At 40.9% G+C, this 19,806-nt stretch carries 19 protein-coding genes; 3 read left to right on the top strand and 16 right to left on the bottom strand.

All coding sequences use genetic code 11. The annotated features are described in order from the left end of the window. The first annotated feature begins 119 nt into the window (after window positions 1-119). Window positions 120-1,685: an ABC transporter substrate-binding protein/permease gene (locus D8848_RS03970; RefSeq protein WP_033686329.1), complete on the top strand. Its 1,566-nt coding sequence runs from the start codon at window positions 120-122 to the stop codon at window positions 1,683-1,685. Beyond that, entirely contained in the window at window positions 1,685-2,425 is a 741-nt protein-coding gene (locus D8848_RS03965) for an amino acid ABC transporter ATP-binding protein (RefSeq protein ID WP_033686327.1), read from the top strand. The genes D8848_RS03970 and D8848_RS03965 overlap by 1 nt, the downstream gene beginning before the upstream one ends. A 90-nt stretch (window positions 2,426-2,515) precedes the next feature. Here the strand turns inward: D8848_RS03965 and D8848_RS03960 are convergent, their stop codons facing one another. From D8848_RS03960 to D8848_RS03895, 14 genes are all read right to left on the bottom strand, one after another. Beyond that, on the bottom strand, window positions 2,516-2,731 hold the full coding sequence (locus D8848_RS03960) for a capsule biosynthesis transcriptional regulator (protein WP_001130036.1): 216 nt from the start codon (window positions 2,729-2,731) through the stop codon (window positions 2,516-2,518). 844 nt (window positions 2,732-3,575) lie between these two features. Then, complete coding sequence (ilvA, locus tag D8848_RS03955; RefSeq protein WP_000952976.1) at window positions 3,576-4,826, bottom strand: threonine ammonia-lyase IlvA; 1,251 nt, start codon at window positions 4,824-4,826, stop codon at window positions 3,576-3,578. A 112-nt stretch (window positions 4,827-4,938) separates the two neighbouring features. Continuing rightward, window positions 4,939-5,961 carry a ketol-acid reductoisomerase gene (gene ilvC, locus D8848_RS03950; RefSeq protein WP_000290683.1) on the bottom strand — a complete coding sequence of 341 codons (1,023 nt, stop codon included), beginning with the start codon at window positions 5,959-5,961 and terminating at the stop codon, window positions 4,939-4,941. 65 nt (window positions 5,962-6,026) lie between these two features. Further along, window positions 6,027-6,503, bottom strand: coding sequence for an acetolactate synthase small subunit (ilvN, locus tag D8848_RS03945; protein ID WP_001253803.1), 477 nt, complete (start codon window positions 6,501-6,503; stop codon window positions 6,027-6,029). After that, complete coding sequence (locus D8848_RS03940) at window positions 6,496-8,196, bottom strand: acetolactate synthase large subunit (protein WP_033682350.1); 1,701 nt, start codon at window positions 8,194-8,196, stop codon at window positions 6,496-6,498. The genes ilvN and D8848_RS03940 overlap by 8 nt, the downstream gene beginning before the upstream one ends. A gap of 200 nt (window positions 8,197-8,396) precedes the next feature. Next, a complete protein-coding gene (locus D8848_RS03935; protein ID WP_000036655.1) occupies window positions 8,397-10,064 on the bottom strand; it encodes a DAK2 domain-containing protein in 1,668 nt (555 codons plus the stop codon). Between the two features lie 2 nt (window positions 10,065-10,066). Further along, window positions 10,067-10,432, bottom strand: a complete 366-nt coding sequence (locus D8848_RS03930; RefSeq protein WP_000216437.1) for an Asp23/Gls24 family envelope stress response protein — start codon at window positions 10,430-10,432, stop codon at window positions 10,067-10,069. A 154-nt stretch (window positions 10,433-10,586) separates the two neighbouring features. Then, on the bottom strand, window positions 10,587-10,775 hold the full coding sequence (rpmB, locus tag D8848_RS03925) for a 50S ribosomal protein L28 (protein ID WP_001140948.1): 189 nt from the start codon (window positions 10,773-10,775) through the stop codon (window positions 10,587-10,589). A 105-nt stretch (window positions 10,776-10,880) separates the two neighbouring features. Continuing rightward, window positions 10,881-11,555 (bottom strand): LiaF transmembrane domain-containing protein, encoded by a 675-nt coding sequence (locus tag D8848_RS03920; protein WP_125443351.1) that lies wholly within the window; start codon window positions 11,553-11,555, stop codon window positions 10,881-10,883. A 4-nt stretch (window positions 11,556-11,559) separates the two neighbouring features. Continuing rightward, complete coding sequence (locus D8848_RS03915; protein ID WP_020901878.1) at window positions 11,560-12,006, bottom strand: LytTR family DNA-binding domain-containing protein; 447 nt, start codon at window positions 12,004-12,006, stop codon at window positions 11,560-11,562. Between the two features lie 113 nt (window positions 12,007-12,119). Beyond that, window positions 12,120-12,623 carry a phosphatase PAP2 family protein gene (locus tag D8848_RS03910; protein ID WP_185756846.1) on the bottom strand — a complete coding sequence of 168 codons (504 nt, stop codon included), beginning with the start codon at window positions 12,621-12,623 and terminating at the stop codon, window positions 12,120-12,122. A 95-nt stretch (window positions 12,624-12,718) separates the two neighbouring features. Continuing rightward, window positions 12,719-14,479 (bottom strand): ABC transporter ATP-binding protein, encoded by a 1,761-nt coding sequence (locus D8848_RS03905; protein ID WP_125443349.1) that lies wholly within the window; start codon window positions 14,477-14,479, stop codon window positions 12,719-12,721. Next, on the bottom strand, window positions 14,469-16,238 hold the full coding sequence (locus D8848_RS03900) for an ABC transporter ATP-binding protein (RefSeq protein WP_125443348.1): 1,770 nt from the start codon (window positions 16,236-16,238) through the stop codon (window positions 14,469-14,471). The genes D8848_RS03905 and D8848_RS03900 overlap by 11 nt, the downstream gene beginning before the upstream one ends. Further along, complete coding sequence (locus D8848_RS03895) at window positions 16,213-16,683, bottom strand: MarR family winged helix-turn-helix transcriptional regulator (RefSeq protein WP_125443347.1); 471 nt, start codon at window positions 16,681-16,683, stop codon at window positions 16,213-16,215. Before D8848_RS03895 ends, D8848_RS03900 begins: the two co-directional genes overlap by 26 nt. Before the next feature lie 213 nt (window positions 16,684-16,896). Here D8848_RS03895 and D8848_RS03890 point away from each other — a divergent pair, with 213 nt between their 5' ends. After that, a complete protein-coding gene (locus tag D8848_RS03890; RefSeq protein WP_125443369.1) occupies window positions 16,897-17,538 on the top strand; it encodes a CD20-like domain-containing protein in 642 nt (213 codons plus the stop codon). A 55-nt stretch (window positions 17,539-17,593) separates the two neighbouring features. Here the strand turns inward: D8848_RS03890 and D8848_RS03885 are convergent, their stop codons facing one another. After that, window positions 17,594-18,310, bottom strand: a complete 717-nt coding sequence (locus tag D8848_RS03885; RefSeq protein WP_000532882.1) for a YebC/PmpR family DNA-binding transcriptional regulator — start codon at window positions 18,308-18,310, stop codon at window positions 17,594-17,596. A 96-nt stretch (window positions 18,311-18,406) separates the two neighbouring features. Then, complete coding sequence (locus D8848_RS03880) at window positions 18,407-19,777, bottom strand: MATE family efflux transporter (protein WP_125450652.1); 1,371 nt, start codon at window positions 19,775-19,777, stop codon at window positions 18,407-18,409. Window positions 19,778-19,806: the final 29 nt, after the last annotated feature.

Genomic DNA, 19,806 nt, shown 5'->3' with positions numbered 1-19,806 from the left:
TCTTTGCTATCATTATATCATTTTTTCTCAAGTAAGGGCTTACCTATATTGAAAAATAGAGTTTTTTTCGATAAAATAGGAGACAGTTATTTTTTAATAGATTAGAAATAGGAGAAATCATGAGAAAAATATACTTATCTATTTTCACAAGTCTCTTGCTGATGCTGGGACTTGTCAATGTTGCCCAAGCCGATGAATATTTACGCATCGGGATGGAAGCAGCATATGCTCCCTTTAACTGGACTCAGGATGATGATAGCAATGGGGCTGTCAAAATCGATGGGACTAACCAGTATGCTAACGGATACGATGTTCAAATCGCCAAGAAAATCGCTAAGGACTTAGGTAAAGAACCTTTGGTTGTTAAAACAAAGTGGGAAGGTCTAGTTCCTGCCCTTACTTCTGGTAAGATTGACATGATTATCGCAGGTATGAGTCCAACTGCCGAACGCAAACAAGAAATTGCCTTTTCAAGCAGTTACTACACTAGCGAACCAGTTTTGCTTATCAAAAAAGATTCTGCCTACGCAAGTGCTAAATCTTTGGATGACTTTAATGGTGCGAAAATCACTTCTCAACAAGGTGTCTATCTTTATGACTTGATTGCACAAATCCCAGGTGCTAAAAAAGAAACTGCCATGGGAGACTTCGCTCAAATGCGCCAAGCTCTTGAGGCTGGTGTCATTGATGCTTATGTTTCTGAACGCCCAGAAGCACTGACTGCTGAAGCTGCGAACTCTAAGTTCAAGATGGTTCAAGTAGAACCAGGTTTCAAAACGGGGGAAGAAGATACAGCTATCGCCATTGGACTTCGTAAAGATGACAACCGTATTAGCCAAATCAATGCCAGCATTGAAACTATTTCAAAAGATGACCAAGTTGCCTTGATGGATCGTATGATCAAGGAACAACCTGCCGAAGCTACAACAACTGAAGAGACTAGCAGTAGCTTCTTTAGCCAAGTCGCTAAAATTCTTTCTGAAAACTGGCAACAACTTTTGCGTGGTGCTGGTGTCACTCTTTTAATCTCTATCGTCGGAACCATCACAGGTCTCATTATCGGCCTTGCCATTGGTGTTTTCCGTACTGCTCCTCTATCTGAGAATAAAGCCATTTATGGCCTACAAAAACTAGTCGGCTGGATCCTCAATGTCTACATTGAAATTTTCCGTGGTACCCCAATGATCGTTCAATCGATGGTTATCTACTATGGAACGGCCCAAGCTTTCGGTATCAACCTTGACCGTACACTGGCTGCTATCTTCATCGTTTCAATCAACACCGGAGCCTACATGACTGAAATCGTCCGTGGTGGTATCCTAGCAGTTGACAAGGGACAATTTGAAGCCGCTACTGCTCTTGGTATGACCCATAACCAAACCATGCGTAAAATTGTCCTACCTCAGGTTGTCCGTAACATCCTACCAGCAACTGGTAATGAATTTGTCATCAATATCAAAGATACATCTGTATTGAACGTTATCTCTGTTGTCGAACTTTATTTCTCAGGAAATACCGTGGCAACGCAAACCTATCAATACTTCCAGACATTTACAATCATCGCCGTGATTTACTTTGTCCTCACCTTCACCGTAACACGTATCCTACGCTTCATCGAACGCCGCATGGACATGGATACCTATACTACAGGTGCTAACCAAATGCAAACGGAGGATTTGAAATAATGACACAAGCAATCCTTGAAATTAAACACCTCAAAAAATCCTATGGACAAAACGAAGTGCTAAAAGACATTTCACTCACTGTCCACAAGGGAGAGGTAATCTCTATCATCGGAAGCTCTGGAAGCGGAAAATCAACCTTCCTACGCTCCATTAACCTCCTTGAAACGCCAACTGATGGACAAATCCTTTATCATGGACAAAACGTCCTCGAAAAAGGCTATGACCTCACGCAATACCGTGAAAAGTTGGGGATGGTGTTCCAATCCTTTAACCTCTTTGAAAATCTCAACGTTCTTGAAAACACAATTGTCGCTCAGACAACTGTCCTTAAACGCGAACGTACAGAAGCTGAAAATATTGCCAAAGAAAACCTGGAAAAGGTCGGCATGGGAGAACGCTACTGGCAAGCGAAACCAAAACAACTCTCAGGTGGTCAAAAACAACGTGTGGCCATCGCTCGTGCCCTCTCCATGAATCCGGATGCTATTCTCTTTGATGAACCAACATCAGCTCTCGATCCAGAAATGGTTGGAGAAGTCCTCAAAATCATGCAGGACCTGGCTCAAGAAGGCTTGACTATGATTGTCGTAACTCACGAAATGGAATTCGCCCGTGATGTCTCTCATCGTGTTATCTTTATGGATAAGGGTGTGATTGCTGAAGAAGGCAAACCAGAAGACCTCTTCACTAATCCTAAAGAAGACCGTACAAAAGAATTCCTTCAACGCTATCTCAAATAAAAAGAAAAGGCTGCATCAACCGTGCAGTCTTTTTACTAGCCAAAAAATGAAAAGGCAGACCCTATTCAAGAATCCGCCATCATCCAAAGATTAATCTTCAAATTTTTCATGATTTTTTTCATAGAAATCAATTAAACCTAGAGCTGTTTCAAATGAAATATTTTTTACTTTTGCACGACCCTGCGCTAGAGCAATGATAGACATTTCACGCGCATTCGTTTCTTTAGAGATACGGTAGCCTGTGATCTTCTTATCACGAACCCAGCCAACAACTGATTCTACTTTTTCAAAGTTTGACTTAGCCATGTCCTTCTCCTATTTTCTTCTTTACGATATTTAATTGTATACGTTTTTATGTGTTTTGTCAATAAAAAAACATATATTCAATAAAATTAATGATTTATTTTTCTGTTACTATCTTATTAAAGCCGATAATATATAGGTTTTTACTTGCTATAAACCATTAGTAAATACCTTTAAAATAATTGTATTATTAACTCTTTTGTTTGTAAAAATATTCATAATTTACAAATGCCAGTTCGGGATAGGTTAGACAGGTTTTATCTTCAACTTTATTCTATTTATCCAACTTTAAAACAATATTTCTAATAGTGAAAGACTTTCTCTCCACACTATTACTAATTATTATTTCTCTTCTCCTTCTTTGGTATTCTTCCTGCCTTTATAAGCACTTTTCACTTGATCAACTGGTACTATTTATTTACTTTATCAATATTCCTTTTTATTTCTTCAAACCTATAAAAAGATGAGTCGTTAGGAGACAATAGTATCCTATCTTCTAACATTTTCCACTGTTTTTATCTTCTTAGTATCTTATCACTCTTCTCAGTTAACTCAGTATAAGGTTTCTCATTAGTATTGATTATTTTTTCTAATTCCTATTATATTTAACCAAATTTCAGATTAGACATATATAAAATAGTGGATTCTAAAAATACGCCTTATATATAACAAGTAATTTTACTCCCTTACTATAAACTGAATCAAAAAATAATAGGTACTATAATGACTTGTGATAGAAATAGCGTAATCGATTTCCTAAGTCCATAGGAATCGCCCCCTTTCTTCACCCTCATTATAGCACCTATACATCAGTTGTGCAAATAATATGATATTTTTTTATTAGTCCTCAGACAAGCATATTATAGAGCGTTTCATTACCATTTAAGTTAATATAAGATGGATCAAAACCTTCCATTCGACGAATCAAGCCTGCATAATCATGCTTATCTGCCAAGGCAATCCCAATTAATACTGGTCCTGTTCCCTTGCTAGCTCGTTTGATATACTCAAAACGTGTGATATCATCATTTGGCCCCAGGATATCATTTACAAACTCACGCAAGGCCCCCGGACGCTGTGGAAAATTAACCACAAAGTAATGCTTGATCCCATCATAAATCAAGGCACGCTCTTCCATTTCCGGCATACGGTTGATATCATTATTTCCTCCAGAAATGATACAACAAATGGTTTTCCCCTTGATATATTCAGCCAAAACCTCTAAAGAGGCGATACTAGCCGCTCCAGCAGGTTCTGCGACAATCCCTTGCTTAGAGTAAAGGTCAATCAAGGTTTCAGAAATCAATCCCTCATCGACACCTACCAAAGTTTGAACATGTTGACGAGTTGCTTCATAGGTCAACTGACCTACCTTTTGCACAGCAATCCCATCCGCAAATTTGTCAATTTCTTTGAGTTTAACAGGTCCACCAGCTTCAAAAGCAGCCTTCATGGAACGCGCTCCATTAGCCTCTACCCCAATGACTTCAATTTCTGGACTTGTTTCCTTGATATAGGTAGAAACCCCAGCAATGAGACCGCCACCACCAACAGGAACCAAGACAGCATCAAAATCAATCGATTCTTTTCGAGCTTCTTCTAAAATCTCATAAGCAACTGTCCCTTGACCTGCCTGAACATGGGCATCATCAAAAGGATCAATAAAGGTACGATTTTCAGAAACTGTAAATTCTTGAGCTGCTTTGGCTGAGGCATCAAAGGTATCTCCAACTAATTTAATAGTCACGAAGTCCCCACCAAAAAAGCGAACTTGACCAATCTTTTGTTGCGGAGTAGTAATGGGCATAAAGATAGTAGCAGGAATCTTCATTTCATTACAAGTATAGGCAACTCCCTGCGCATGATTTCCCGCAGAAGCACAGACTACCCCACGCTCACGTTCTTCCTTGCTGAGCTGGGAAATGGCATAATAGGCACCACGGATCTTAAAAGAACGAACACGTTGTGCATTTTCTTTTTTCAAATAAATCTTAGCACCATACTTCTCCGATAAATAATGGTCATAATCAAGCGGTGTATTAACGACCACACCATTCAAGACCTTGTGAGCCTTGATTATATCTTTTGAACTTAACATCATTTTCTCCTAGACTATTTCAAACTTATCGTAATCCATCTTTTAAAAAGAGATGAATTGATTATAAAAGCGAGTTAGTCCCCCAACTCGCCTTCACCTTAATTTCTATCAATTAGTTATAGATTTTGAATGCATCATCGTCGTTTTTACCAACGAATGGCATTGCTTTACGCAATTCTGCACCAACTTTTTCAATTTCAAGGTTAGCTGCTTGTTCTCGGTAAGCAGTCAATTTTGGACGTCCAGCTTTATAGTCATTTACAAAGTCATTTGCAAATTTACCATTTTGGATGTCTGCCAAGACAGCTTTCATATTTTCTTTAACTTGCTCAGTGATTACACGTGGACCTGATACATAGTCACCGTATTCAGCAGTGTTTGAAATTGATTGACGCATTTTCTTAAATCCACCTTCATAGATCAAGTCAACGATCAATTTCATTTCGTGAAGAACTTCAAAGTAAGCCAATTCTGGGGCGTAGCCTGCTTCTGTCAAGACTTCGAAACCAGCTTCGATAAGGGCAGTCAAACCACCGCAAAGTACAGCTTGTTCACCAAACAAATCTTCTTCAGTTTCTTCTTTGTAAGTTGTTTCAAGAAGACCTACACGTGCTGCTCCAACACCTTTACACCAGTCCATAGCAATGTTTTTCGCATTTCCTGTTGCATCTTGGTATACTGCGTAAAGAGCTGGAACACCAAATCCTTCTTCATAAGTACGACGTACCAAGTGTCCTGGTCCTTTAGGAGCACACATGAAGACATCTACATCTGCAGGTACTTTGATAAATTCAAAGTGGATGTTGAAACCGTGAGCAAATCCAACTGCATTTCCAGCTTCCAAGTTTGGAGCGATTTCTGCTTCGTACAATTCTTGTTGGATTTCGTCTGGTGCCAAAATCATGATAACGTCAGCCAATTTAGTTGCTTCTGCTACTGTGTAAGTGTCAAATCCATCTTCTTTTGCTTTGTCAAAAGATTTACCTGGACGTACACCGATGATGACATCACGACCTGAGTCACGCAAGTTTTGAGCGTGCGCATGTCCTTGTGAACCATAACCAATAACGGCGATTTTTTTACCGTCAAGTGCTGCTACTTTAACATCTTTTTCATATTCCATTTGAACTGCCATAGTTTTTCTCTCTTTTCTATTATTTATTGCCTTTTAGGCTGGTTTAACAAATTTAAGTTGGATTTTTAATCGCGGGTAAATCCAGTTGCACCCGTACGAGCGATATTGCGAATACCGTATGGTCGAATGACTCGCAACAGTGCTTCGCTCTTTTCTGCATTTCCTGTCATTTGAATAGTAATCGAGCTTGGCGCTACATCTACCACCGTTGCACGGAAAGGTTGAATAATCGCTAGAATCTCAGCGCGCTTCTCAGCTGGCGCTGACATCTTAACCAAAATCACCTCGCGCTCCAAATGAGGCTTGTCTGTAATATCACGAATGCGAATCACATCAATCTGACGATTGAGCTGTTTGATAATTTGCTCCACTTCATCATGTGAAGCAACATCAATAATAATGGTGATACGCGATACATTCGGATCTTCTGTTGCTCCAACAGAGATGCTTTCAATATTAACCTGACGACGAGATAGGACACCTGTAAAGCGATTGAGGACTCCTGAACGATTTTGTAGTTTTGCTGTTAACATTCTACGCATGGAACTTCACCCCCAACATCTCATGATTACTCTTACCAGCTGGTACCATTGGTAACACCTGTTCCTTACGAGAAATATCTACCTCGATTAGCATAGGAACATTCTCAGTGATGACTTCAAGATCTTGAGCCAAGGTCTCAGGATTGTCAAACTTATAGTTTTTAATGCCATAAGCTTGTGCCATCAATTGGAAATCAGGAAGGGTATCAAAGACTGACTCTGACGTTCTACCTTCATAGAAGGATTCCTGCCACTGGCGAACCATTCCAAGTGAGTGGTTGTTCAGCATAACCACCTTGATTGGCACCTTGTAAATGTTCAAAATAGCCAATTCCTGGTTAGTCATTTGGAAACCACCATCCCCAACAAACAAGACTACTTCCTTATCTGGGTTAGCAATTTTAGCTCCAATTGCTGCTGGAATTCCAAATCCCATCGTTCCCAAACCACCTGAAGTCACTAACTGACGTTCATTTTGGTAGGGATAATACTGGGCTGTCCACATTTGGTGTTGACCAACGTCTGTTACTACAATGGCATCTCCATTCGTCAATTCACCAATTCGTTCAATAACAGCTTGCGGCTGAACCACACGCTCTTTCTTATCATAAGAACGAACGCGGTTCTTGTCTTTAGTAACTTTTTCAATCCATTTTTCAGTATTGTTATGAACTGTCGGTTCTGCTAGTAACATTTGCAAGGCTTTCTTAGCATCTCCAACTACAGGAATATCTGCACTGATAATCTTACCAATCTCAGCTGGGTCAATATCAATGTGAGCAACCTTAGCATTCTTAGCAAAAGTCTTTGGATTTCCCGTCAAGCGGTCATCGAAACGACAACCAATACTAATCATAAAATCAGCTTCCGTCATGGCAATATTAGCTGCGAATGACCCGTGCATGCCTCCCATTCCAAGGAAGAGTGGATGACTCGTTGCAATCGTTCCTTGTCCCAAAAGACTGGTTACCACTGGAATTTGATAGCGTTCTGCAAATTCATTTAATTCTGCAGCTGCTTCAGCATAACTAATCCCACCACCAGCTAGCAAGACTGGCTTTTTAGCCTTGGATAATTGTTTCAAGATTTTCTTGATTTGCATATCATTTGGCTCAAGAGTTGGCTGATAGCTTGGTAGGTTCACTTCTGGTGAATAAATGAAGTCTGTTTCTAAAGCAGATACGTCTTTAGGTAGGTCAATGACGACTGGTCCTGGTCGACCTGTAGTTGCGATATGGACAGCTTCCGTAATGATTCGCGGAATATCAGCTGTCTCACGAACTTGGTAATTATACTTAGTGATTGGCATGGTAATTCCCACGATGTCTGCCTCCTGAAAGGCATCCTTCCCAATCCCTGCGCGCGCTACCTGACCTGTAAAGACCAAAAGGGGAACACTGTCGCTCATGGCATCTGCAATCCCTGTAATGGCATTTGTTGCTCCTGGTCCGCTAGTGACGACGGCAACACCCAACTTTCCAGTTGATTTGGCATAACCTTCAGCTTCATGCAGACAGCCTTGCTCATGGCGTCCTAAAATGTGGCGAATGCCTTTAAAATTATATATCGCATCATAAAAAGGCAAGACTGCACCACCAGGATAACCAAAGATGGTATCAATTCCTAAATCACGAAGTGTTTCCAAAACTAGGTCCGACCCCGTCTTAGGAGATTCTAAACTGATTTTCTCCATTGTTCCCCTTTCTCTTCTCTTAAAAATAACTTGTTACTATCATACCATTTTTTCAAAATTTTTCAAGAGAAAAGAAGAAATTTTCTGAATTTTCTATTTTAACGTTTATTTATGAATGTTATTTTGGTTTTTATTTAAAAGATACCGATTTCATTATTTAAAAAGAAAAAAAGAACTGATTTCTCAGTTCTTCATTAATCTTATTCCACACTGAAAAGATATGGATATACAGGTTGTTGACCTTGGTGAATCTCAACTTCAACGTCTTCGAATTCTTCTGCGATTTCTTGAGCAATTTCATTAGCAAGTTCTTCGCTTCCATCTTCACCGACATAGAAGGTTACGATTTCACTATCTTCATCCAACATATGTTTCAAGGTTTCTGTCAAGGTTTGGTGCATATCAGGGTTTGACACGAGGATTTTCCCATCCACCATACCAAGATTATCATTTTCATGGATTTCTAAGCCATCAATGGTTGTATCACGCACAGCTGTTGTGACGCTTCCGCTAACGACATCGCTAAGAGCAGCAGTCATACGCTCTTGGTTTTCTTCAATGGACTTGCTTGGATCAAAGGCAAGAAGACTTGTCAAACCTTGTGGCAAAGTACGAGCTTCCACCACTACTGCTGGTTGCTCCAAAACTTCTGCTGCAGATTGAGCTGCCATGAAGATATTTTTGTTGTTTGGTAAGAAGATAATGTTACGAGCATTGACCTGTTCAACAGCCTTGATAAAGTCTTCTGTTGAAGGGTTCATGGTTTGACCGCCTTCGATAACATAATCCACACCTTGAGAACGGAAGATATCTGCTAGACCTTTACCAGCCACTACAGCAATTAAAGCATACTCTTTTTCTTCAGCTGGCTTGCTAACTTGAGCAGCTTCTTTTTCAACCTGTGCTTCGTGTTGGTTACGCATATTGTCAACTTTTACCTTGACCAAACTACCATATTTGAGACCTTCTTGCATAACAAGTCCTGGATCTTCTGTATGGACATGGACTTTGACGATTTCATCATCATTAACAACGAGGAGAGAATCCCCAAGTTCATTCAAGTAGTTACGGAATTCATCGTAGTCAAAATCTTTAGCATAGGTTGGACCTTGCTTAAGGGCTACCATGATTTCAGTACAGTAACCAAAGGTGATGTCCTCAGTCGCTACGTGACCAGCTACTGACTTGTGGTGTTCTGCATTGATCATTTCACTCATATTAGCAGGAGTCGCTACAAAGTCCTCAGATGCAATATATTCGCCAGTAAGGGCTGAAAGGAAACCTTCATAGATGAAGACCAGTCCTTGACCACCTGAATCCACAACGCCAACTTCCTTCAAGACTGGAAGCATGTCTGGTGTTTTAGCTAGAGCTGTTTTAGCACCTTCCAAGGCTGCGCGCATGACTTCAACAGCGTCATCTGTTTGCTCAGCTTTTTTCTTAGCACCGATAGCAGCACCGCGAGAAACTGTCAAAATCGTTCCTTCAACTGGTTTCATCACTGCCTTATAGGCAACTTCCACACCTGATTGGAAGGCAAGGGCCAAGTCTTGACCTGTTAACTCGTCTTTATCCTTGATGGCTTGTGAAAATCCACGGAAAAGCTGAGACGTAATAACTCCTGAGTTCCCACGCGCGCCCATCAAAAGACCTTTGGCAAGAATGCTCGCTACCTCTCCAACTGTAGAAGCTGGTTTGTCTGCAACTTCCTTAGCACCATTTTCAATGGTCATTCCCATGTTTGTTCCAGTATCTCCATCTGGAACTGGAAAGACGTTTAATGAATTGACATATTCAGCTTGCTTATTCAAACGAGTTGATGCAGCCTGCACCATTTCTTGAAATAGGCTAGTAGTAATTTTTGACACGGTTATTCTCCTACAACTTTGATATTTTGAATGTAGACATTTACAGTCTGAGCGGTAATTCCAAGTTGGTTTTCCAAACTAAATCGAACACGCTCTTGAATGTTTTTTGACACTTCGCTAATCTTTGTTCCGTAGCTCAACACGGTATATACATCAACTGCAATACTGCCATCTTCGGCCGCCTTTACGACGACACCTTTGGAATAATTTTCCTTACCTAGAAGGGCTTGGAAATTATCTTTGAGGGCATTTTTACTAGCCATACCGACCACACCAAAAATCTCAGTTGCTGCTCCACCTACGACGGTTGCAATCACTTCATCTGTTAGTTCGATTTGACCATCTTTTGTATTAATTTTTACAGTCATCCTTTTTACCTCAACTAGTTGATACTCTATTTTATCATATTTCAGCCCAAGTGTAAAAGCAGAATACTGTATCAGCGGATATTTACTCTATTTTTCAAATTATGTTACACCCACAGAAAAAGAAAAAGACCCTAAGGTCTCCTTACTTTTATTATTAAACGCGTTCAACTTTACCTGATTTCAAAGCACGAGCTGAAGCCCAAACTTTTTTAGGTTTACCATCGATAAGAACAGTAACTTTTTGAAGGTTTGGTTTTACGGCACGTTTTGTTTGGTTCATCGCGTGTGAACGGTTGTTTCCTGATACAGTCTTACGACCTGTAAAGTAACATACTTTAGCCATTGTGTTTTCCTCCTATTAGATCTAATATAGCGGATGTGCTAGCACCACATACCGTACTATGTTATCACACTTTATTCTTTTTTGCAAGGGAATTGGAAGATTTTTTTATTTAACGTAGACAATCCCCAACTTCCCAAAGGCCACATCTCCACGGATAATCAAGGTTTTACTTGTTGGGGATAGAGAAGTATCTGCCTTAGCTACACCACAGAAAGTTTCTACCTTTAAATCAACTCGCCAATGTTGGGGAACATAGATAACTGCATTGCCAAAACCAACTTCCACTTTCAGGGTTGCGGTATCACCTAAAATCTCTGCATTGTCATAATATATCTTGGCATTTCCAAAACCAACTTCTACTTGGTCGTCTACCAATTCTTGATTTTGCTTGTAGAAAGTCCCAGTCCCAAAAGCGACTTCCTTATCTGTAAGAATGGTCTTTTTACCGTCATACCACCATTTTTTCCCATTCCAAGTTCTGTTAGAATGAGTGAGTGCGCTGACACCCATTACGATTAAAATACTTGCCCAGAACAATGACTGATTTGGAATCGGTAAAATATCATAAAAGTGGTTAGCAATCATTAAGGCTACTAAAGCTGTAAAAGAGGCTGAAGTTAAGTGGCGACGCAACAAAGCTCCAACTGATTGGTAGGCAAAAAAAGAAATACCAATCAAGGGCCAAATTTGCCCTCCCAGAGAAGGGATTCCAAAATTCCCTTGTAATAATATTAAAGCTGCCAAAATGAGCAACACAATACCAAATGCTTTCTTTTTCATCTTATTACCTCATGTTTCTTAGATTTTCTTTTAGGAGGGATTGGTAATGCCGTGACACATGAACCTCCTTGTGGGTCTGATAAAAGGAAATAGTTCCTGTCCCTGAAAAGGACTTGTCAACCGAGTAAACTTGCCGAATATTAGCAATGGTCGACTTGGATACTCGACTGAAATAACGGGGCAGGATAGACTCTAACTCATAGAGTTTAAGTCGAACCTCGTAGGCATCTTTCTGGGTATGGGCGTAAATCTTGTTCCCCTCTGTTTCAAAGAAAAGAATTTCCGACAAGTCCAGATAATATTCACCCGTCCCCTTGTAAAAAATCAACCTAGGAGACTTGGATTCTTGCAAGAGCCGCTGTAAATCCGCAATTTCATCTGTCAAAGCCGCTGCCTTGATGACAATTTCAGTTTCCTCTAAATTGCTGTCAATTTCGATTCGTAACTTCATTCCATCTCCTTTCTGACTCTACTATATCAAAGCTAAAATAAGAAAACAAGAGCAAAAAAGCAAGTGGTTACTTTAGACTCGTAAGTGGTTGTAAGGCTACCCTAACTTACAGGTCAACATAGAAAGAAAATCACACCCCACACAAGACCACAAATATAACCAACCACTACATCCTTGGGATAATGCACGCCACCTAAGACTCTCACTAGACCTAGGAAGGCTGATAATGTCAAACAAATCATCCCCATAGTTAGACTAGCATGCAAGCAAGCCATGGAGATAATGGTTGCTGAAAAGACATGACGACTGGGCATAGACTGACCAGGACTATCTCTATCAAGCAAAGGTTTAATAGTCCATTCCTCATAAGGCCTAGGAGCATTGATTTTCTTGCGAAGAAAGGACAAAATCACAAAACCTGATGCAGGAATAAACAAATAGATTCCGACCTGTGTCCCAAGTCCTTGTTGGAGATAGGTAGTTGCTAACAAGGTTAGATAAATCATAGGCATAACTACTGTCATGAACCGATTGAAAGTTCTTAACAAGCTCAGAAGAAAGGGCTTATTTCCAATGTTACCAGCGATGTGGTCATACCATTCTTGATAATTTTTCATATATTTTCTCATCACTTACTCAAATTTTGCTTATAGGGAAGCACTCGTCTTCTAGTATAGTGCAGAAAAAGAAGGCCGTCAAGCCTTCTTTCGATTTATTCTTCTGCTTCGTCTTCTGTAAATTGACTGTTGTAGAGGTCAGCGTAGAAACCAGCTTGCGCCATTAGCTCCTCATGATTGCCTTGCTCGATGATATTGCCGTCTTTCATGACAAGAATCAAGTCAGCATTACGGATGGTTGACAAGCGGTGGGCGATGACAAAGGAAGTTCTGCCCTCCATCAAACGATCCATAGCTTTCTGAATCAATTCCTCTGTACGGGTATCAACAGAAGAAGTCGCTTCATCTAGGATTAGGAGTGGCGCATCTTTCAGCAAAGCACGAGCAATGGTCAAGAGTTGTTTTTGTCCGACAGACAAGGTTACTGTATCATCCAAGACAGTATCATAACCATCTGGCAGGGTCATGATAAAGTGGTGAATCCCCACAGCCTTGCTGGCTTCAATCACACGCTCATCACTAATCCCCTTTTGGTTATAGATGAGATTATCTCGGATAGTACCTTCAAAGAGCCAAGTATCCTGCAAGACCATTGAAAAGGCATCATGTACTTCCGAACGCTTCATCTCTTTGCTATCCACACCATCGATGCGGATACTTCCCTTATCAATCTCATAGAACTTCATCAAAAGATTGACAATGGTTGTCTTACCAGCTCCGGTCGGTCCGACAATGGCAACCTTTTGACCTGCATGAGCGGTCGCAGAAAAGTCATGAATAATGGTTCGCTCTGGTGTATAACCAAAGGATACTCGATCAAAGACTACTTGACCTTTCATATTGCTCAATTGTCTTGCTTTATGGGATTCGTCTTCCATTTCCTCTTCAGCTAGGAATTCGAAGACACGGCCCATGGCTACACTAGCCTGCTGAAGACTGGTAATCCCTTGGGCAATTTGTGAAAGAGGCTGAGAAAAGATACGAACGTAGGCCATAAAGGCAACGATAATCCCGATACTAATCTGTCCATTCAGAGCCAAGGCTGCACCAACAATAATCACCAAGGCATAGCTAAAGTTCCCAATAAACATCATAATCGGCATCATAATTCCTGAAATAAATTGAGATTTCCAGATACTATCATACAGACGATTGTTTAATTTCGCAAATTCTTCTTTCGTGCTCTCGATAGCATTGTAACTGGTCACCACATTATGGCCAGAGTACATTTCCTCCACATAACCATTGACAGCCGCCAAATCCTGTTGCTGACTCTTAAAGAAGCCCTGCGATTTGCCCATAAAGACAGACACGAAAGTAAAACCAATAAAGGTTGAAACAACCGTCACCAAGGCTAAAATCCAGTTCATCCCAAACATGGTTACCAAGACTGCTAAAACCAATAAACTAGATGAAAGAACTGTTCCCAGACTTTGATTAAGGGACTGGGCTGCAGTGTCAACGTCATTGGTTACACGAGACAAAGTATCCCCTTGAGAGTGTCCATCAAAATATCTCAATGGTAGGCGATTAATTTTCTCTGCAATGGCTCTTCTCAAACGCTCTGAAAAACGTTGAATAGCTGTTGTAAACAGAAAGGCCTGTAAATAATTTGATAGAAGTCCGATCACATAAATCACGGCCAAAAAACCACCAATAGCTGCAACCGCCGCGACATCCACACTTGTTTCCAAACCACTGGCAATAATATTAGTCATTTCCTTGATGCGGGTTGGACCATAAACAGTAATGATATTGGATACGATTGTTGCTAGAAAGGCTATCAGAAGGGCAAACTGGAGACCTGCAAGATAGGGTTTACTCTGTTCCCAAAGAGACATTTTCTTATTTTCCATGTTCCAATTCCTCCTTCGATAGTTGTGAATAGGCAATTTCTTGGTAAACTTCGTTATTAGCTAGAAGTTCCTTGTGGGTGCCTTGCCCCACGACTTTTCCTTGATCCAAGACCAAAATCAAATCTGCATCCATAATTGTTGAAATACGCTGTGCAACGATAAGCTTGGTCATAGACTTGGTTTTCTCTGCTAGCTCTTGGCGTAGGACACGGTCTGTCTTGTAATCCAAGGCTGAGAAGGAGTCATCAAAGATGAGGATTTCTGGCTTCCGAGCCAAGGCACGCGCAATTGCTAGACGCTGTCTTTGACCACCTGAGAAGTTAGTTCCTCCTTGGGCCACTTCTGACGCCAAACCAACTTCCTTGTCTTCGATAAAGTTCTTAGACTGGGCCAACTCCAAAGCCTGCCACATAGCCTGCTCACTAAGTGGTGTTTCTTGACTCTGTCCAAAGTCTAGATTGCCCTTAACATCACCTGAAAAGAGAACCGCTTTCTGGGGAATATAACCAACCTTGTTGCGCAAATCTTCTAAGGCATAGCCTTGAACATTGACACCATCCACCAGAATTTCTCCTTCTGACACATCGTAGAAACGTGGAATCAGATTGACCAGAGTTGATTTACCAGAACCTGTTGACCCAATAAAGGCCACTGTTTGACCAGCTTCTGCTTTAAAGCTGACATGCTCGATAACCGCCTCCGAATTTGCCGCATAGCGGAAGGTCACATCCTTAAATTCGACCTGACCTTTGAGGTTTTCATCAGCCAGCTGCACTTGAGCAGGGTTTTGGATAGAAGAATGCAAATCTAAAACTTGATTAATCCGCTTAGCAGAGACCATAGTTCGGGGAAGAACGATGAAGAGTGCTCCCATGAGAAGGAAGCCCATGACAACCTGCATAGCATAAGACATGAAAACAATCATGTCACTAAAGAGAGGCAGACGCGCTATCGGAGCAGCGTCATTAATCACATAGGCCCCAATCCAGTAAATCGCCACACTCAAACCACTTGAAATCCCCATCATGATAGGGTTCAAAATAGCCATAAGACGGTTGACAAACAAATTCAAGCGTGTCAATTCATCATTTGCTGCTGCAAATTTTTCATTTTGGTATTCTTCAGCATTGTAGGCGCGAACGACACGAATACCTGTTAAACTCTCACGAGTGATACTGTTCAGTTTATCAGTCAGCCCCTGAATCAAGGACTGTTTTGGAAAGGCTAGCGTCATCAAAACAGTCGTCATCAGAACGTTGACAATCACTGCCACAAGTACGGCCCAGAGCCAGTATTCTGAATGACCTAAAATCTTCCCGATAGCCCAGATAGCCATAATCGGACCACGCGTAACTACTTGCAAGCCCATGGTAATCAACATTTGAACTTGAGTAATGTCATTGGTAGTACGCGTCAAGAGGCTAGGAATAGAGAATTTCTTAATCTCTGTCTGCGAGTAATCCAAAACTCGGTTAAAAATATCACTTCTCAGCCTACTAGTATAAGAAGCGGCCACTCTGGACGAAAAAAATCCAACTGCAACTGCGGATAAGAAGGCTAGAAAGGACATTCCCACCATCATACCTGCTGGTTGCCATAACTCATCCAAGTTGGTTCTTTGACTTCCTAGTAAATTCGTAATTTTCGAGATATAGGTCGGCACTTCTAACTCTAGATAGACCGAAAAGCAGGTAAAGAGAATGGCTAGTAAAATCATCCCCCATTCTTTCCTACTAATTCGTTTGGCTAATTTCTTCATTCTCTCCTCCTATTCCCTTGATATTTGCCTGTAGTTGACCGAGAACTTTCTCAAAAATCAGTAATTCATCTTCATCAATGTCTGCCATCAACTGGTTGTCAATGCGTTCAAAGAAGGCTTTAACCTGCTTCATTTGAGAACGCGATTTGTCCGTCAGACGAACAAACTTAGCCCGCTTATCGCTAGAACTCGCTTCCAATTCCACCAAACCATTTTGCACCATACGCTTGACCAAATTACTCGCAACAGATTTGGTAATATTGAGTTCCTGCTCGATATCCTTAATCAGGACCAGTTCCTCTTTTTGTTCACAATGATCTAAAAAACGCAGAACCTGCCCTTGAGGCCCACCCATAAATTCAATACCACAACGTTTGGCTTCCTTTTGCACCATCAGGTGAATCTGATGACCAAAACGCTTAAAGACTAACATCGGTTTATCCATACTAACTCCTTTCTAACTATCACATTTAGTTCTCCTAGGAACTAAATAAGTTTCCATGAGAACTATTTTATCATTTTCAGAAAAGATGTCAAGAAAAAGTTTCCTAGAGAACTATTTTAGTTTAAATTGACATTAGGCAAGATTTTTTATATAATAAGCGCTCACTACTGTGGGTAGAAATCCATTCACTTAATGAGGAGAGAAAACTTTCAAATGAAACCAGAAGAACAAAGAGTTTTAGGAATCTTAGCAACTATTTTTGGAGCCATCGCACTTTTAGGATCCTGGATCCCGTTTATTAACTATCCATCGTTGTTCATCGGCATCGTCGCATTTATCTTGGGGATTATCGGCCTTATCGTCAACCTCAAAAAACGGAAAACAATGGCTATTATCGGAACATCCCTGGCAGTTGCCTCTGTTGTACTTTTCTTTACGAGTCAGGCACTATACGCTGATGTCTACAAAGAGTATGCCAAGGAGTTTAACCGTTCCTACATGGATACGAGTACCTCAATGGAACGCGAAGAAAAAAGCGGCTTGACAGACGATACCTTCTCCTGGACCCAAGAACAGTTCGACGCCTTAACCGAAGGTGACCTTGACAACAAAGGAAAAGGTGGTACCACCTACGAGGATATTATCAACAAACACGGAAAGCCAGATTCCGAGTTTGACTTCACTCTTGGGGGTTACAATACGAAAAAAATCACCTATATCTCTATTGGAGACAAGACTAAGACTGTTACCTTAACTTTTGCAAAACAGGACAATGGACAGCTCTTGCTCGTCCAAAAACATGCAGTCGGTCTAGGTCTAGAAAAAAGCAAGCAACAAAACGATTCTGAAACCTGAGTCTAAGTTCAAATATCAAAAAAACGAACAGCTAGTAAAACTGTTCGTTTTTCTATTAGAACCCGTCTACGTTCGTGTAGATTTTTTGTACGTCTTCGTCGTCTTCAAGAACGCTGTAAAGTTTTTCAAAGGTTTCAAGGTCATCGCCTGACAATTCCACTTCTGACTGAGGAATCATTTCCAATTCAGTAACTTGGAATTCTTCGATACCTGACTCACGAAGGGCAACGATAGCCTTATGAAGGTCAGTTGGAGCTGTGTAAACTGTGATTGTCCCTTCTTCTGCTTCTACATCATCCACATCCACATCTGCTTCTAGCAATTGCTCAAAGACCGCGTCCGCATCTTCACCTGCAAATACGATAACTCCCTTGTTGTCAAAGAGGTATGAAACTGAACCTGAAGCGCCCATGTTTCCGCCATTTTTACCAAAGGCTGCACGGACATTAGCCGCTGTACGGTTGACATTTGAAGTCAAAGTATCAACAATCAGCATAGAACCATTTGGTCCAAAACCTTCGTAACGTCCTTCTGTAAAGGTTTCGTCTGTGTTTCCTTTAGCCTTATCCAAAGCCTTATCGATAACGTGTTTTGGCACTTGAGCTTGTTTAGCACGGTCGATAACGAATTTCAAGGCTGAGTTTGATTCTGGATCTGGATCACCTTTTTTAGCTGCTACATAGATTTCTACACCAAATTTTGCATATACTTTAGAGTTAGCTCCATCTTTAGCCGTTTTCTTGGCTACGATATTGGCCCATTTACGTCCCATTAGGAATCTCCTTTTTTCACATTTTAATCTTTCTTATTATAACACAAGTTTTTTCGATTTTCACTAGAGGAAATGGATTTTATTCAGCAAATCGAGCTATGATGACACTTTTGTTGCCAAGATAGCCTTACCTTCTTTTATCAAGGGGTGACGAAACAGTGAGAAATACAGTTGGATAGTCATGGCAACCCAGATAAGGGGTTCGCAAAGGATAACTCCCTTATAGCCTGCCCAAGGGATAATCAAGACTACAAAAGCGATTTTTCCGATTAGTTCAATAAAGCTAGAAACTAGAGGAAGAATCTTTTGCCCCAAGCCCTGCAAACAATTGCGATAAATCAATAAGAGACTCAAAATAGGATAAAAGGCTGAACTGATTTGCAGATAGAGACTACCATTTTCTACCAAGTAGCTATCCGTCGAACTAGCCAAGAAAGAAACCAGGGCTGGACTGNCAAAAAAGAGGAAGACACAAACAAAAACTGCCCAGGATATACTTAAACGACTGCCGATTCGAAGACCTTGGACAATGCGGTCTGGGCGCTTAGCACCTAAATTTTGGGAAGCAAAGGTCGTCATCGAAGCGGAAATAGCGGTCATTGGAAGCAGAGCAAAGGCCATAATGCGTCGAGCCGCTGTTTGGGCACTAATAATCACTGCACCAAAGGTATTAACAGAAGACTGTAAAATCACACTGCCTATAGATACAATTGAACTCATCAAGCCCATAGCCAAACCTTGCTCCAAAAGATCCGCATACAAGGCCTTGTCCCATTTAAAATGTTTCAGCTGAGGTAGAAGTTCTGGAACACTCTTGCGAATATAGTAAAAACAGAGAACTGCTGATAAACCTTGCGAAATAATGGTAGCAAGTCCTGCGGATTGAACTCCCAGATGCAATTGCGTAATGAAATAGAGATCCAAAACCACATTGACCAAGGCCGAAAAAATCAAAAATCCAAGGGCAGCTAAACTGTCTCCAATAGACCGCAACAAGCCTGCAAAGAGGTTATAAGCAAAACTGACACCGACACAGGTCACAATCATAGAAATATATTGATAGGACTGGGGAAGAATTTCTGCAGGGGTATCTAGGTATTGCAAGAGAGGATACAAACCAAGAAAGCCCAGCAGCATAACTACAACACTCAAAAGAGCACCTAAAATCCAGGTGGCTGCTACTGCCTCCTTGATTTTAGTGAAATTCCGAGCTCCATAGTAGCGGGCAATGACAATTCCCATGCCATTGCCAACACCAAGAGTAAAACCTACAATCAGGTCAAAAATCGCTGTTGTCGCTCCTACTGCAGCCAAGGATTCTTGACCAAGAAAACGCCCAACAATTAAGACATCAGCAGTATTATAGAGCTGTTGAAAAATATTTGATAGCAAGATTGGGAAGGCGAAACTCAAAAGCGAGGGAAGAATAGGACCATGTATCAGGTCCACTGTTCGTTTTTTATTCATAAGGCTATTATATCAGCTTTCTAGAGGAG

The sequence above is a fragment of the Streptococcus mitis genome (genome assembly GCF_003942775.1).
Lineage (GTDB): Bacteria > Bacillota > Bacilli > Lactobacillales > Streptococcaceae > Streptococcus > Streptococcus mitis_CN.
Note: the sequence above shows the minus strand (reverse complement) of the source record. Positions and strands in the feature narration are given on the sequence as shown.

Bases quoted from the DNA above. Each gene is read 5' to 3' on its own strand.
- D8848_RS03895 (WP_125443347.1), bottom strand. From the start codon at position 16,683: ATGGATAAACCGATGTTAGTCTTTAAGCGTTTTGGTCATCAGATTCAC.
- D8848_RS03970 (WP_033686329.1), top strand. From the start codon at position 120: ATGAGAAAAATATACTTATCTATTTTCACAAGTCTCTTGCTGATGCTG.
- ilvA (WP_000952976.1), bottom strand. From the start codon at position 4,826: ATGTTAAGTTCAAAAGATATAATCAAGGCTCACAAGGTCTTGAATGGT.
- D8848_RS03965 (WP_033686327.1), top strand. From the start codon at position 1,685: ATGACACAAGCAATCCTTGAAATTAAACACCTCAAAAAATCCTATGGA.
- D8848_RS03905 (WP_125443349.1), bottom strand. From the start codon at position 14,479: ATGGAAAATAAGAAAATGTCTCTTTGGGAACAGAGTAAACCCTATCTT.
- D8848_RS03915 (WP_020901878.1), bottom strand. From the start codon at position 12,006: ATGAAGTTACGAATCGAAATTGACAGCAATTTAGAGGAAACTGAAATT.
- D8848_RS03885 (WP_000532882.1), bottom strand. From the start codon at position 18,310: ATGGGACGTAAATGGGCCAATATCGTAGCCAAGAAAACGGCTAAAGAT.
- D8848_RS03900 (WP_125443348.1), bottom strand. From the start codon at position 16,238: ATGAAGAAATTAGCCAAACGAATTAGTAGGAAAGAATGGGGGATGATT.
- rpmB (WP_001140948.1), bottom strand. From the start codon at position 10,775: ATGGCTAAAGTATGTTACTTTACAGGTCGTAAGACTGTATCAGGAAAC.
- D8848_RS03920 (WP_125443351.1), bottom strand. From the start codon at position 11,555: ATGAAAAAGAAAGCATTTGGTATTGTGTTGCTCATTTTGGCAGCTTTA.
- ilvN (WP_001253803.1), bottom strand. From the start codon at position 6,503: ATGCGTAGAATGTTAACAGCAAAACTACAAAATCGTTCAGGAGTCCTC.
- D8848_RS03940 (WP_033682350.1), bottom strand. From the start codon at position 8,196: ATGGAGAAAATCAGTTTAGAATCTCCTAAGACGGGGTCGGACCTAGTT.
- ilvC (WP_000290683.1), bottom strand. From the start codon at position 5,961: ATGGCAGTTCAAATGGAATATGAAAAAGATGTTAAAGTAGCAGCACTT.
- D8848_RS03890 (WP_125443369.1), top strand. From the start codon at position 16,897: ATGAAACCAGAAGAACAAAGAGTTTTAGGAATCTTAGCAACTATTTTT.
- D8848_RS03960 (WP_001130036.1), bottom strand. From the start codon at position 2,731: ATGGCTAAGTCAAACTTTGAAAAAGTAGAATCAGTTGTTGGCTGGGTT.
- D8848_RS03910 (WP_185756846.1), bottom strand. From the start codon at position 12,623: ATGAAAAATTATCAAGAATGGTATGACCACATCGCTGGTAACATTGGA.
- D8848_RS03930 (WP_000216437.1), bottom strand. From the start codon at position 10,432: ATGACTGTAAAAATTAATACAAAAGATGGTCAAATCGAACTAACAGAT.